We start from the raw sequence: 12,367 nt of genomic DNA, 5'->3' as shown, positions 1-12,367 counted from the left end.
GGGCGACGCGTCTAAAGAAACATGTGCGAACAGTTGCGGTCAATCGCACATGTGCGGTACGTTGCGAACATGGCAAGCAGACGCCTATCACTTCCGTTCAACGGCCAGCGCGCACGCCACGAGCGAGAGAGGCAGGGACTCACCCTTGTCGCCCTCTCGGAGCGATGCGAAAAGGCTGGCCGGAAGTTCAACCACACCACCTTGTCTCGTTGGGAGGCGGGAGCCTTCGTGCCCTCAGCCCCGAACCTCAAGGTGCTCGCCACAGCGCTCGATGTAGAAGTCGATGACCTGTGCAGCCCGCCCCCTCTAGAGAACGTGGGGCAGGGCTGATGGAGCAGGTCTACACGCTCAAAGAGGCTGCGCAGCTGCTCCGGAAAGCAGAGAACTGGCTCAAGGTCAACGCTCGTAAGAACGACTGGGGGAGCAAGCTCGGTCGCACACGACTGTTCACCGAAACGCACCTCGCCGAGATTCTCGCCTCTGGAACGAGCCAAGCCGCTCACCCGCGAAAGCCGCGCCCGATCAAGGCGAAGACGCCGAAGGTCGTCATGCCCAATCCGGTTGCTGGCGCGTCGGTCACTCCACTCCGTGCCCGCCCCGAAGCCGCCCGCTCCTACGGGAGGACGGCGTGAACGAGCTCGCTCTTACCGAATCCCCGTCGCTGCGCGCTCAGCACGCGGACCGTGTCGATGTCCTCGACAAGGTGAAGGCGCTGAGCCTGCTGCCGGACGGCGTCCACATGAGCACCGAACTGGTGGCCAGCTACTACGAGGTTGACGTCGACACCATCGAAAGCGTGGTTCGGCGCAATCGGGCCGAGCTGGAGTCGAACGGGTATGAGGTGCTCCGCGGCGAGAAGCTGCGCGAGTTTGAGACCGTCAACTTGACGGGCTCAAAACGGCGGGCATTCGCTCTGTTCGCCCGTCGCACCGTGCTCAACGTCGGCCAGTTGCTCACGGAGTCTCAGGTTGCCGCTGATGTGCGGGCGTACCTGCTGAACCTCGAAGAGGTCGCGACCCATGAGCAGCGATCCGAAGCGATTGACCGGGTCAAGCTGGCCAAGGAACGAATCGAGCTCCTCAAAGCCGGTGACGGCTACCTGGACGGTGACTGGCTGCGGCTGAACATCCGTATCCAGACCGCGATCGGCCTGGGCAAGGAGCCTGAGGTTGACCCGCTCGATGTGCCGCTGTACGTCCCGGACTTCCTGAAGTCCAAGGGGCTGAGCAAGAAGGACATCGAGTCCGTGCAGTCGACGTTCGGCAGACGCGCCGCAGCTCTGCATGAGGCGGAGCACGGATTCAAGCCCGGCAAGCGGCAGTCGGAGATTCCGAACGGCAGCATCCGGCAGACCCTCGCGTGGACACAGAAGGACCTCCCGCTGTTTGAGGAGGTCTGGGACCGCTGGTACGCCGCGAAGTACACGCCCCAGGCCGAGCTGTTCGGAGCTAACGCGTGAACCCGGCGCAGGAATACGTGCTGCTGGGCGCCCTGGCCCGCTTCGAGGAACTCCGCGAGCTCGACCACGCGGACTTCGCCGGCACCTCCAGCTAAGTGCGGGCCCAGCCGATGGCACGGCTGGAACCCGCTGACCCACCCGCTCACGAGATCAACAGAGAGAGCAGGAAAGTCAATGACCAAGAGTACGGCCAGCGCCGCCGACGAGGCGAACGCCTGGCAGAAGATGAAGACCGATTCCCCGGAGCAGGCCCGCAGGCTGCTCGACGAGATCGAGTTGGGCGTCGAGGTGGCTGACGCTCTGAACGGGGGCGGAAAGTGACCGCCGCCGAGCCGATCAAGAGCGTCGTTGAGGCGCTGGAGTACGCGCAGGCCTTCCAGGACATCGCGGCGTTTCTCACGGCGAACCCGCGCCTGGCGGAGCGGGCGACCGTTCGCCCCAACTACGTGATGATCTACGTAACCGCGCTACTGAAGGACGACCCGGTCGGCTTCATCATGGATGCCGCCCGGCTCGGTCTCGCGGCGGGCGCCCGGGTCGAGGAGTACGCCAACCAGAAGTTCGGCGGTGTGCACCTGCACTTCGGGCCGGTCTACGTGCAGGTGTACACCGAGGCCAAGCTGGTGTGCAGCCAGGTCGTCGTCGGCCAGGTTCCGGACGTCCGTCACGCGTTGACCTTCAACCTGGATGGCTCCCCGCGCGAGGCTGCTCAGGCGGTGGCCCAGTGAGCACCGACGTCGAGCCCTACACCGCTGAGCGCGCCGTCCTGGCCCAGTGTGAAGTGGCAGGGTGCCCGCGTTCGGCAACCACCACGATCCAGGCTTGCGGCACTTTCCGAGTGTGCGGCCCGTGCAGTGAGCTGATCAAGCAGGCTGCCACCCAGCAGCGGGCCGAGGCCGGTCAGGCGGTGGAGTCGTGACCGCCATGACCGTGGCCAGCGCCCTGGTCGAGGCCCGTCCAGCGGACACTGAGGTCGCCATCGTCTACGTTCCCGCAGGCTCCACGGTGCAGGTTCACCACCCGGATGGTGTCCGGTGGTACGAGCCGCTGCTGCCGGACGAGGCGTGCTACGCGGTCGTCCCAGGCGACAAGGACAAGATCGGGTGGGGTGCGGTGCCGTGCTGGTACGGCTCCCTGACCGGGATCCGCAATGGTCGCCACCGGATGGACCGGGAAGCGTGGCACGCCGCCGCGCGGGCGCTCGCCGCCACCGGAGTGGTCTACGTCCAGTACAAGCAGCGTGAGTACTACGGCGCGCAGCGGTGGACCGCTGTCGCGTGCCGGGTGGAGGTGCCGGCATGAGCGACATCGCCGAGCGCTTCAGGCGGGAGACCGCCGACCACGTCATGGAGATCAAGCATGACGACGACCTGTACCGGCACCTGCGGTTCATGGAGCCGAAGCACAGCTCCTACTGGTTCGACCTGATCACTGTCCCCGGCGCTTTGATCTTCCGGGGCGACGGCGAGAGCTTCGTGTTCAGCCGCCTGCCGGACATGTTCGAGTTCTTCCGGGGGCCGGTCGGCCGCATCAACCCGCACTACTGGGCGGAGAAGCTGACCTCCGACCGTGACAGCGTCATGAAGTACAACCAGGGGCTGTTCGAGCAGCTCGTCAAGGAGCACGTCGCCGAGGCGATCATCAACAGGTCCGCTCCCCGAGGAATCAGCCGAGCGATCAAGGAACTGTTCGAGACCGGCGACATCACCTGGGAAGGTGGTGCGCGCCGAGCGCTGGAGGAGTTTGAGTACCGCACGTTCAAGGCGTCCTGCAAGTGTGGCGACGCCGAGACGTTCACCGACGACCTCGACGCCACTATGCGGGAGAGCCGCCACGTTCGCGAGCACATCCGGGACGTGAGCGTCACGCACCGTACATCGGTGGAGCGCACGGGGAGCTTCAGCTTCTCCGACGTGTGGGAGTGGAACTTCCGCGACTACGACTGGTGGTTCCTGTGGGCGCTCCACGGAATTGTGTGGGGCATCGCCCAGTACGACGCCGCGAAGGCCGCTGAGGCTCAGACCTCTCCCGCTCAGGGAGGCGGCAGTGACGCGTGAAAGCTTCGACATGGAAAGCCTGCCGGAAACGGTTATCGCATCGGAGGCTGCGCGGATCTTCGGTATAGACGACGCGAACGTTTACCGCTGGGCCAAGAAAGGCGAGGTCACACCTGTCGAAGGTTCGAAGCCTCGCCGCTTTCTGACCGCCGACATCGTGGCCATCATTACGCGCCCGTCTTACCCCACTCGTGACCTGAATGCCCGCTTTTGGAACAAGGTCAACAAGTCGGAAGGCTGCTGGCTGTGGGCTGGAGGGCTAGACAGCCACGGCTACGGGACTATCAAGGTCTCCGGGCGGAAGTACGGCGCGCATCGCTGGTCTTATGAGTATCTGGTCGGCCCCATCCCCGATGGCCTAGAGCTTGATCACCTTTGCCGCGTCCGGCGTTGCGTGAACCCGGCGCACTTGGAGCCGGTTTCTCACAGAGAGAACTCTCTGCGGAGCAACTCGCTTGCCGCTGCTAATGCGGTCAAGACGCACTGCAAGAACGGCCATGAGTTCAACGAAACGAACACCTACTACTGGGGTGGCCACCGGCAGTGTCGTGTCTGCCGCAATGCGGTCGGCGCGCGGAAGCAGCGCAAAGCCAGGTTGGCCAGACGGCAGCTTGGAGGCGAGGGCTGATGCTCACCGCACTGCTGGAGCTTCGCTGGGAGGAACTCCCTCCGCCCTGCAGGACATGGGTGAGGCCGCCGCGGATGGACTGGCCTGCGATCGGCGGTGTCCTGTGTTCCCGCCCCGCTGAGTGGGCGGTGGTGGCGGTGCTGCCGACTGCGGCTGCTGCTGCCCGCATGGCTCACCAGATCCGCAACGACGACATCCCTTCCCTTGAAGTGCGGGGAGTGTTCGAGGCCGCGGCCCGGACTGTGGGCCAGGAGCACCGCGTCTACGCCCGCTACATGGGCGGTGAGGACTGGTGACTCCTATCAGCTGGCTGACGGTTACCGCTACCGCCGCTCGCCTTGGTCTGCCGGTCGAGGAGATCCAGCAGCTGGTCGACGCCGGCTCCCTGAACGGCCGGTGGATTCACGACCACTTGTCGATCTCTGAGGAGTCGGTGGAGGCCTACTTGCTCGTCGCGGACGCCGAAGACGCCACGGCTGAGCACCTCGCTGAGCGGGTCGAGGACTCAGAGGCGTGGCCTACCCCGCGGGATCCCTGCAACCCGGCCGAGGGCGAGATGACTCCCGACGACAACGAGACGTACCGCGAGGAACAGAAGAAGTGAACCTCCCCACGCCTATGGGGCGCTACCTCGGACGATGGGCCAACAACACCTCTGAGTGGGATGCTGCGCGAGCTCACAGGATCGGTGGATCTCGTGTAGCGGCGCTGCTTGGTCTGTCTCCGTGGGCGTCGCCGTACTCGGTGTGGTGCCAAATGGCCGGCCTGGTCGGCAAGGACAAGCAGACCAGGCCGCAAGAACGAGGCCACTACCTGGAAGCTGGTATCGCGGACTGGTTCGCTGACCAGCACCCCGAATACGAGATCCGCAAGGCTGGAACGTACGTTCACCAGGAGCGGGACTACCAGCTCGCCAACCCTGACCGGCTGTTGCTCGGCATGCCCGGCCATTTCGATGCGCCGGGCGTGCGCGCCGGGCTGGAAGTCAAGACCGACGCTGACGCCTCCGGCTGGGGACGTCCGGGAACCGACGAGATCCCGGCCTACTACCGGCCGCAGGTCCAGTGGTACATGGACACCCTCGGCGTACCGGTCTGGTACGTGGTCGTGCTCACCGGCCGGCTGGACTTCCGGGAGTACGTCGTTCGCTACGACGCCGAAGACTGTGCGTGGATGCGTGACCAAGCCGAGGACTTCCTGGCGTCGCTGTACTGGCGGGAGATGCCCGAGCTGGATCACCATCCGGCCACGTACGCGGCGGTTCGCAAGCTGCACCCGCAGATCAACCGGGATGAGGCGTACATCGCCAGCCTGAATCTAGCGGTCGAGTACATCGAGGCGACCACGGGTCTGCGCGAGGCGCAGGAGCGTGAGCAAGAGGCCCGCACTCGCCTGCTGGAGGCGATGGGCAGTGCGCAGCGTGCCTTCTACGACGGCCACCGCCTGGCCCGCAGGCAGGCCAAGGGCGGCGGGGTTCCGTTCCTGGTCGCCGAACCGAACCTTCCTGATGTTTCTAACCTTCAAGGAGTTGCGGCATGACCGTGACCGACACCTTGCCTGCTGTGCCGGGCAGCGGGGCGCTGGCCATTCAGCCGGTGCAGACGATGTGGACGCCGGAGCAGCGAGCTGTGCTCGCCAGCATCGGCGTGGAAGCGGACTGCACAAACGCCGAACTGGCCGGCTTCCTGCACCTGTGTCAGCGCCGCGAGCTGGACCCGTTCCTCAAGCAGGTGTACTTGATCGGCCGCTACGACAAGCGTGTGAGCCGCAAGGTCTATACGCCGCAGACCGGTATCGACGGCTTCCGGGTGATCGCCCGCCGAGCGGCGGACAAGTCCGGCATCGACTACGAGTACGAGGACACCGTCTGGTTCGACGCCGACGGCGCCCAGCATGAGGTGTGGCTGATCGATGAGCCGCCTGTCGCGGCGAAGGTTGTGGTGATCCGCAACGGCAAGCGGTTCTCCGGAGTGGCCCGCTACGCCGCGTATGTGGACTTGGACCGCGAAGGCAAGCCGAAGAACCAGTGGAAGACCAGCCCAGACGGCCAGATCGAGAAGTGCGCCGAAGCCAAGGCACTACGGCGCGCCTTCCCTGAGGATCTGGGCGGTCTCTACAGCGATGTCGAGATGGAGCATCTCGACGAGGACACGCCACGGGAAGCGGTCCAGGGGCAGACGATCCGCGATGCCGCCCAGGCCAAGGACGATGTTGAGCAGGCCAACGGCATGGCCACCCGCAAGCAGCGCAACGAGATCGTCCAACTGTTGTCCGCCCGGGGCGTCGATACCCCTGACAAGGCTTTGACGTACATGTCGATCGTCACGGGCCGGGACATCACCAGAAGCGACGAGTTGACCGGAGCTGAGGCGGCACAAGTCATGGCTGCCCTGTGCCGGGGTGCCCACCTAGAAGACCCGCGCTTCGCTTCCGTGCCGGACAGCGAAGAAAACTCTGGTGAGCCGCAGGACATGCCGGGCGGTGAGTCGTGAGCGACTTCGAAAAGCGCGAGTCGGGCTTCGAGTTCATCGGTGAGGACGCGATCCTCACCCCTGTCCAGACCGACTACTACCTGAAGGTCCTCAACAACGAGCTCGGCCGCTCTCAGCTCGCGGTGAAGCGGGCCCGGCAGGACGAGCTGGAGAAGGAACGCTCCTACCTGGAGATGCGGGCGCCGCTGCTGCTGGATGAGGACTGCCCGGAGGTTGGCCGCGGCGCCGGCCAGGTGTCGGCGAAGGAACGCGACTCCTGGTTCGCGGCTCGGATCCCTGACGAGTACTGGGCGTACCGGGAAGCGAAGGTCGTCCGCACCAACGCGGTGGATTACGCCTGGCAGGTCAAGGCTCAGGTCGAGATCATGCGGTCCCTCAACGTCAACGCCAAGGCGATCTACGACTCCCACGGCGGTGGCCGGTGAAGACCCGAGTCCGCCCCTGCTGCAGCAAAGAGACCTTCGCCAACGAGAAGGAAGCCCGCCGGCGCCTGGACCGCATCCTCGCGCTGGGAGTATCGAGCAAGCTCCCCATGGGTGTGGAGCGATGCCGGAACGGCTGGCATCTGAAGTTCCCCACCGCAGATACCGGGCCGTCGGCGAAGGTGCGCGCGCAGGTCGAAGCCCGCGACACGGTGTGTGTCCGTTGCGGGGCGTTGGTGCCGCGCGATGAGGACTCCATCCACCACCGGATCCCTCGGGGTCGGGGCGGCGGAAACGCTGTGGAGAACCTGCTGCTGTTGTGCGGTTCTGGCACAACCGGCTGCCACGGCTGGACGGAAACCAACCGTGCCGCGGCTTACCGGCTCGGGTTCCTGGTGCGTACCGGCATCGACCCGCTGGATGTGCCCGTGGCGGTCGCCGGTTGGGGATGGCGCTACCCCTCCGCAGACGGCCGGTGGCTCACTCCGCAGGAGTACGGCGCTGACCCAGCAGAGCTGGGGGAGACGGCGCCATGACCGAGCTTCCCGGCCCCGAGTTCCTCGACTGCCCGACCGCGGCCGGCCATCCGTGCGGCTGCTGTCTGCGGTGTCTCGCCCAGCAGGTCGAGGCTCTCCGTCGTTCCTCGGCTGACCTACACGGGTCGCCGTCTGACCTCGACTTCCCCTGACTTCTCTTCGGTGTCTCCCCGCCTGGCCTATCGGGGGCGGGCGGGGCGGCACTTTCCCCTACCTCCAGCAAGGAGAAATCACATGGCCTCTAGTGATCAGCACCACCGGCGGGAGTCGCTGCGAGGCGCGATCCGACGCGACTTCGAGGAGGAGACCAACATCCGCTTTCGGCCGGTGCGCTGGTTCTTCGGCGCTCTTGCCGTGGTGCTTGTGATTGGCCTGGTCTTCTGGATCGTCGGCTGGCTGATACAGCCTCTCCGCACTGCTTCGGGCGTGCGGGAGCGGGTCGGCGACCCCGACAACGTGCTGTACCAGTACGAGCACTTCCACGACCTGTGTGCCGGGGTACGCGCCGACGACGCGAAGATCGCCGCCAAGCGGGACGAGATCACCGCCTACGACAAGCGGCACCCCAACGGCGACAAGAGCGACCAGTTCCAGGCCGCCCCGAAGCGCGACCGCCTCGACACCGAGTTGACCGGCCTGCAACAGCACCGGGCCGACCTGGTCGAGACCTACAACGCCGACTCCGCTAAGGCCAACCGGTCGCTGTTCAAGGACCGCAGCCTGCCTGAGCGGCTCGGCGACGACACCCCCACCTGCAACTAGCCCTCTGGAGAACCGAGTGAATCCCCGACGCATCGCCGCTGTGCTCGCCCTCGCGGCCCTCGTCACCGCTGGCTGTTCTGGAGCTGACCCCGATCGGAAAGCCGCCCAGCAGACCTCGGGCAGCCAGCAGCGCAAGTACGAGAAGGCCGTCCCCTTCCCGGCCGGAGACCTCAACTATCCGCTGGACCGGGCGAACCTCTCGGAGTACCTCAAGCGCAACAATGACCCCAAGCGCGTCTCGTACGTCTACCTGCTGTCGATGGACGCCAAGGTCATCGCCTACTACACGATCAAGGGCAAGGTGACGAGCGTCTCGTCGCAGCTCCTGCCGGTCGACGACATCACCGACCCGTGCTCGTCGTCTTACTGTCCGCAGATCGTCGACTCCGCTGGAGACGACGGCACCTACGGCGGCAACGAGCCGGGCGTGTTCTTCTTCACCACCGCCGGCACGCTCGTCACCTGGACCGGCGACTACATCCAGTCGGACCGTCCGCTGGACGTGAAGACCCCCGTCTCGCTCGTCGCGAAGGTCGGTGACTGAGCCATGACTTACGACCACGACTGGGGTCAGGAGTGCGCCCCCTACGAGCGCGACTTCCACCAGGAAGCCAAGGACAACGCGGCGCAGGGAATCGACCGCGAGCCGTACCCGCCGGAGGAGCACTTCGGAGCAGTCGACCTTGAGAAGATCGAGCGCCTGCTGAAGGCATTGCCTCCGACGATGACACTCACCTCCGAGAAGGCGGAGCTGCTGGCAGCCCTCCCGGACCTGGTCACCGAGCTACGGCAGAAGCGCGCGGAGGTCGCCCGCTGGGAGCTCATGCCGGCCGAGTACCGCTACGTCGCGGTAGGCCCGGAGCGGGACTCCAACGGGCGCCCCATGGCCAGGGAGATTCCCCGCGGCGAGGTGGCTGCGTGGACGCCTGATGGGCCGGATAGCCGGCTGATGCGGCGAACTGTGCATCTCGGCCCGCAAGAGGACGTCACCGACTACGACACCGAGCCTCCCTTCTGACCTTCCCCCTTCCCGTCTTGTGCTCGACCTCAGGGGCGAGCACAAGACGGCCCCGTTCCCGATCGGAGAAATCTCCATGACTGAGCAGACCGATATCCCGCAGAGCGTCGAGGCCGTCGAGGAGGCTGCGGACAAGCCAGCTGAGCGGGACGACTACAACAACGCCAATCTCAGGACCTATGAGGTGACGTGGGAGCACGGCACGGTCGAGCACGTGCCCGCCCACTGGGTGTTCCACCCGACCGCCAGCCCTCTCGACAAGACCAGAGAGCACATCAAGTTCGCCGGTTGGTACGACGGCGAGCACCGAACCATCCTGTCGGCTCGGCCGGACCGGATCCGCTGCATCCGGGACCTGGGGATCCTGGCGCCGCTGCCGGATGTGGAAGCGCCGCTGGTCATTGATTTGGGCCTGACGATTCCGACCCCTCCTGAGACGGTCCGCATCGACAGCGACCTGTTCGAGAAGGTCGTCACCCACCCCGACTGGAACGGGGGCCGACCAGTACGCGTCACCGCCCTGCTCGGAGACCACGAGGACGATGTCCCACCCGACCATGTGCGGGTGCACTGGGAATCCCTTCAGGGTCACGTCACCGGGACGGCCACGGTTCCTGAGGACTTCCAGGTCTACCCGTGGGGTGGTGAGTGATGGACGCCGTCGAGGAGATCCGTACCGCCGCCACCAGACTGCGCGAGACCGCCGAACGCACTTCCCGCGCCCCCTGGAGCACCAACGGCATGTGGGTCATGGGAGCCGACTCCCACATCGCCCACTTCGGCGGGCACCTGCCCAACCGCGACTGGGTCGCCCTCGCCCACCCAGGCCTGGCCGAGCCGCTCGCCGCATGGCTGGAAGAGGTCGCCGACGACGCGGAGAAGCACGCCCGCGGCGGATGGGGCAACTCCGCCGACGAGATCGCCTGCGGATGGCCGCTCGCCGTGGCCCGACTCATCAACGGCTCTGACTGATCCACAATCCCGCTCCTCCCTGCAGTCACCAGGGAGGAGCGGGACCCCACCTCATGAAACACCCGTTAAGCCGATTAGGGGAGACCCGAAAATGCGATCCAGGGACAACGAGCAGCCTTCGCCCGCAGATCAGCTTGTTCACCCGCCCGCCCCGGTCGTGCGATTCGCCACTGATGCCGCCGCGCAGTCCGTGATCGGACCGATTCGGGACCGGTACGAGCAGGCCGCCGCGTTCGCCTACGCCGAGTGGCAGCAGGCCGACAAGGCTGAGACAGACATCGCGGCCTACCAGAGGGACATCGCCGACGCCGAGAAGCGCATCGCGGAAGACCAGCAACTTGTCAGCGACCGCGAGCAGCAGATCCAGCGCCGCACCTTAGACCGGCAGCAGCACCTCACGCACGCCCAGCAGGGGGCAGACGTAGCCAACCCCAATGCCCAGTACCTCAACTGGTCAGGCGTACAGGTTCCGGAGGTCATCCGCCCTCTACCGCTGCCGCTGGTCGATACGACGACCGCAGCGGCGAACGGGCTGGGTTTAGAGCTGTCCGGCGATCCCGACGGAAACCTGGCTCGTTTCAACGAGGCTCACGACTCGCTGGCTCCCGAGCGAGGAGACGTCTTGTGACGTGCCTCCTTGCCCCTTTCGGGGTGTTCCGGCGTCGCAAGGGCCGTCACTCCGGAGTTCGCCGCCTGCGGCCGTCCGAGCCTCAAGCGCCGGTTTTCGAGGCCCCAGAAACGACTCCAGAAGCCTTTCAGGGCGCCGACACCGTCCCTGTCCCCGCTATCCGATCCCACCCGTACTCCGACCCGCAGGAGAGCACCTCATGAGCCGCCCCCAGAACACCCGCGACGAGATCATCCCCATCCCTGCCATGCACGGCGTTCACCTCCCCGGCGCGATCGAAGCGCAGGAGGCCGCTGGTGGGGAGGCGATGGCGGCAGGCGACTGCGAAGTCATTCCCGCCCGGGGCAGCGACGCCCTGGCGCTCCTCGGGTTCTCTCTGGGAGAGGTCGACTCGCGTGACCCGCTGTTCCGTACCGCCACCCTTCCCGAAGGGTGGAAACGAGCGGCCTCAGACCACGCGATGTGGACGCACCTCGTCGATGAGCTCGGCCGCAAGCGGGTTGCGATGTTCTACAAAGCCTCCTGGTACGACCGGAAAGCGTTCTGCCAGATCGAGTCGGTCTACAGCTACATCTCGACCTGCCTCTACGAGGACACCACGCCTGTTTTGGACGAGACCTGGGCGACTCGCGACGCCGTCCTCGAAGCGTTGGAGGAGGTCCGCAAGAGCGAGCAGGAGACCCTGGACCTGTGGTTCGGCCGGCCAGAGTCATTCGCCGCCGAGTACGAGGCGCAAAGCCGCGAGACGCTCACCAAGGTTGAGGCTCTCCGTGCCGAACTGGCGGGCGGTGCCGCCTGATGGACGCGCTCACCCCGCCCACCCCAGAGAACGTCGCCCAGCTCTTCGCCTCCGAGGAGACCATCTATGACGGTGGCCCCGGCTCCTGGTACCCGCTGATCGAGGCGAACGGCAACGTCATCGAGATCACCGTCACGCCTGGAGACGAACCCGTCCACTTTCGGGCGGTCGTCGTCGAGGGGGAGGAAGCCCCGATCGTCCTGCCGCAGCCCACCGAGCTCGGGCTGTCGTGGCACGACGGAGGCGACATGCTCGCTCTCACCCGTACTGGCATCTGCCTGTTCCCGGGCGGTGCTGATGAATGGGAGATACCTCCAGCTCAAGCGCGGGAGATGGCCGCCCAGCTCGCCGCGATGGCCGATGCCTATGAGGCTGCTGAGGAGGCCCGGCAGTGAGCACCATCACCTTCCTGGAACCCGAGCTCCCCGCTGCGGAGGAGCCCCGCCGCCCGCTGCTGCTCATCGATGTGGACGGGGTGTTGAACGCCTTCCGTCGCCCCGGCCCCGAATGGTTCAAGACGAAGTGCACGGCGGACGGGATCACGTACAACATGATCCTCAACCCCACGCACGGGCCGAAGCTCCTCAACGTGGC

General features: G+C 66.0%; 24 protein-coding genes and 1 pseudogene. All 25 read left to right on the top strand.

Annotation, left to right across the window (positions count from 1 at the left end; all coding sequences use genetic code 11):
- Window positions 1–21: 21 nt before the first annotated feature.
- Entirely contained in the window at window positions 22–330 is a 309-nt protein-coding gene (locus AB0N02_RS43825; protein ID WP_363960359.1) for a helix-turn-helix transcriptional regulator, read from the top strand.
- The gene (locus AB0N02_RS43820; RefSeq protein ID WP_363960357.1) at window positions 330–632 is read left to right on the top strand and encodes a hypothetical protein; all 303 of its coding nucleotides are present in this window, start codon (window positions 330–332) and stop codon (window positions 630–632) included. Before AB0N02_RS43825 ends, AB0N02_RS43820 begins: the two co-directional genes overlap by 1 nt.
- Window positions 629–1,459, top strand: a complete 831-nt coding sequence (locus tag AB0N02_RS43815) for a hypothetical protein (protein WP_363960352.1) — start codon at window positions 629–631, stop codon at window positions 1,457–1,459. The genes AB0N02_RS43820 and AB0N02_RS43815 overlap by 4 nt, the downstream gene beginning before the upstream one ends.
- 174 nt (window positions 1,460–1,633) lie before the next feature.
- On the top strand, window positions 1,634–1,780 hold the full coding sequence (locus tag AB0N02_RS43810; protein ID WP_363960346.1) for a hypothetical protein: 147 nt from the start codon (window positions 1,634–1,636) through the stop codon (window positions 1,778–1,780).
- On the top strand, window positions 1,777–2,187 hold the full coding sequence (locus AB0N02_RS43805; protein ID WP_363960343.1) for a hypothetical protein: 411 nt from the start codon (window positions 1,777–1,779) through the stop codon (window positions 2,185–2,187). Before AB0N02_RS43810 ends, AB0N02_RS43805 begins: the two co-directional genes overlap by 4 nt.
- Window positions 2,184–2,378, top strand: a complete 195-nt coding sequence (locus tag AB0N02_RS43800) for a hypothetical protein (RefSeq protein WP_363960340.1) — start codon at window positions 2,184–2,186, stop codon at window positions 2,376–2,378. Before AB0N02_RS43805 ends, AB0N02_RS43800 begins: the two co-directional genes overlap by 4 nt.
- Window positions 2,375–2,761: a hypothetical protein gene (locus AB0N02_RS43795; RefSeq protein ID WP_363960337.1), complete on the top strand. Its 387-nt coding sequence runs from the start codon at window positions 2,375–2,377 to the stop codon at window positions 2,759–2,761. The genes AB0N02_RS43800 and AB0N02_RS43795 overlap by 4 nt, the downstream gene beginning before the upstream one ends.
- Window positions 2,758–3,516, top strand: coding sequence for a hypothetical protein (locus AB0N02_RS43790; RefSeq protein ID WP_363960334.1), 759 nt, complete (start codon window positions 2,758–2,760; stop codon window positions 3,514–3,516). The genes AB0N02_RS43795 and AB0N02_RS43790 overlap by 4 nt, the downstream gene beginning before the upstream one ends.
- Window positions 3,506–4,144: an HNH endonuclease gene (locus tag AB0N02_RS43785; RefSeq protein ID WP_363960331.1), complete on the top strand. Its 639-nt coding sequence runs from the start codon at window positions 3,506–3,508 to the stop codon at window positions 4,142–4,144. The genes AB0N02_RS43790 and AB0N02_RS43785 overlap by 11 nt, the downstream gene beginning before the upstream one ends.
- A complete protein-coding gene (locus AB0N02_RS43780) occupies window positions 4,144–4,440 on the top strand; it encodes a hypothetical protein (protein ID WP_363960328.1) in 297 nt (98 codons plus the stop codon). Before AB0N02_RS43785 ends, AB0N02_RS43780 begins: the two co-directional genes overlap by 1 nt.
- On the top strand, window positions 4,437–4,748 hold the full coding sequence (locus AB0N02_RS43775; protein ID WP_363960324.1) for a helix-turn-helix domain-containing protein: 312 nt from the start codon (window positions 4,437–4,439) through the stop codon (window positions 4,746–4,748). The genes AB0N02_RS43780 and AB0N02_RS43775 overlap by 4 nt, the downstream gene beginning before the upstream one ends.
- Before the next feature lie 14 nt (window positions 4,749–4,762).
- Window positions 4,763–5,683, top strand: coding sequence for a lambda-exonuclease family protein (locus AB0N02_RS43770; protein ID WP_363960469.1), 921 nt, complete (start codon window positions 4,763–4,765; stop codon window positions 5,681–5,683).
- On the top strand, window positions 5,680–6,636 hold the full coding sequence (bet, locus tag AB0N02_RS43765) for a phage recombination protein Bet (RefSeq protein WP_363960321.1): 957 nt from the start codon (window positions 5,680–5,682) through the stop codon (window positions 6,634–6,636). The genes AB0N02_RS43770 and bet overlap by 4 nt, the downstream gene beginning before the upstream one ends.
- Window positions 6,633–7,061, top strand: a complete 429-nt coding sequence (locus tag AB0N02_RS43760) for a hypothetical protein (RefSeq protein WP_363960318.1) — start codon at window positions 6,633–6,635, stop codon at window positions 7,059–7,061. The genes bet and AB0N02_RS43760 overlap by 4 nt, the downstream gene beginning before the upstream one ends.
- The gene (locus AB0N02_RS43755) at window positions 7,058–7,594 is read left to right on the top strand and encodes an HNH endonuclease signature motif containing protein (RefSeq protein WP_363960316.1); all 537 of its coding nucleotides are present in this window, start codon (window positions 7,058–7,060) and stop codon (window positions 7,592–7,594) included. Before AB0N02_RS43760 ends, AB0N02_RS43755 begins: the two co-directional genes overlap by 4 nt.
- Window positions 7,591–7,746, top strand: coding sequence for a hypothetical protein (locus AB0N02_RS43750; RefSeq protein WP_363960314.1), 156 nt, complete (start codon window positions 7,591–7,593; stop codon window positions 7,744–7,746). The genes AB0N02_RS43755 and AB0N02_RS43750 overlap by 4 nt, the downstream gene beginning before the upstream one ends.
- A gap of 82 nt (window positions 7,747–7,828) precedes the next feature.
- Window positions 7,829–8,356, top strand: a complete 528-nt coding sequence (locus AB0N02_RS43745; protein WP_363960311.1) for a hypothetical protein — start codon at window positions 7,829–7,831, stop codon at window positions 8,354–8,356.
- Window positions 8,357–8,372: 16 nt separating this feature from the next.
- Window positions 8,373–8,900 (top strand): hypothetical protein, encoded by a 528-nt coding sequence (locus AB0N02_RS43740; RefSeq protein ID WP_363960308.1) that lies wholly within the window; start codon window positions 8,373–8,375, stop codon window positions 8,898–8,900.
- 3 nt (window positions 8,901–8,903) lie between these two features.
- A complete protein-coding gene (locus tag AB0N02_RS43735; RefSeq protein WP_363960305.1) occupies window positions 8,904–9,374 on the top strand; it encodes a hypothetical protein in 471 nt (156 codons plus the stop codon).
- 76 nt (window positions 9,375–9,450) lie between these two features.
- Window positions 9,451–10,026, top strand: a complete 576-nt coding sequence (locus AB0N02_RS43730; RefSeq protein ID WP_363960303.1) for a hypothetical protein — start codon at window positions 9,451–9,453, stop codon at window positions 10,024–10,026.
- Entirely contained in the window at window positions 10,026–10,346 is a 321-nt protein-coding gene (locus AB0N02_RS43725) for a hypothetical protein (protein ID WP_363960300.1), read from the top strand. Before AB0N02_RS43730 ends, AB0N02_RS43725 begins: the two co-directional genes overlap by 1 nt.
- Window positions 10,347–10,437: 91 nt before the next feature.
- Window positions 10,438–10,974, top strand: coding sequence for a hypothetical protein (locus AB0N02_RS43720; protein WP_363960297.1), 537 nt, complete (start codon window positions 10,438–10,440; stop codon window positions 10,972–10,974).
- A gap of 199 nt (window positions 10,975–11,173) precedes the next feature.
- Window positions 11,174–11,773 (top strand): hypothetical protein, encoded by a 600-nt coding sequence (locus tag AB0N02_RS43715; protein ID WP_363960294.1) that lies wholly within the window; start codon window positions 11,174–11,176, stop codon window positions 11,771–11,773.
- Window positions 11,773–12,168, top strand: a complete 396-nt coding sequence (locus AB0N02_RS43710) for a hypothetical protein (RefSeq protein WP_363960292.1) — start codon at window positions 11,773–11,775, stop codon at window positions 12,166–12,168. Before AB0N02_RS43715 ends, AB0N02_RS43710 begins: the two co-directional genes overlap by 1 nt.
- Window positions 12,165–12,367: pseudogene (locus tag AB0N02_RS43705) on the top strand (hypothetical protein); the annotation flags it as partial. The gene AB0N02_RS43710 and the pseudogene AB0N02_RS43705, both read left to right, overlap by 4 nt.

The sequence above is a fragment of the Streptosporangium sp. NPDC051022 genome, from assembly GCF_040683035.1.
Taxonomy (GTDB): Bacteria; Actinomycetota; Actinomycetes; order Streptosporangiales; family Streptosporangiaceae; genus Streptosporangium.
The sequence above is the reverse complement of the archived record's forward strand: the minus strand, read 5'-3'. Positions and strand labels throughout refer to the sequence as shown.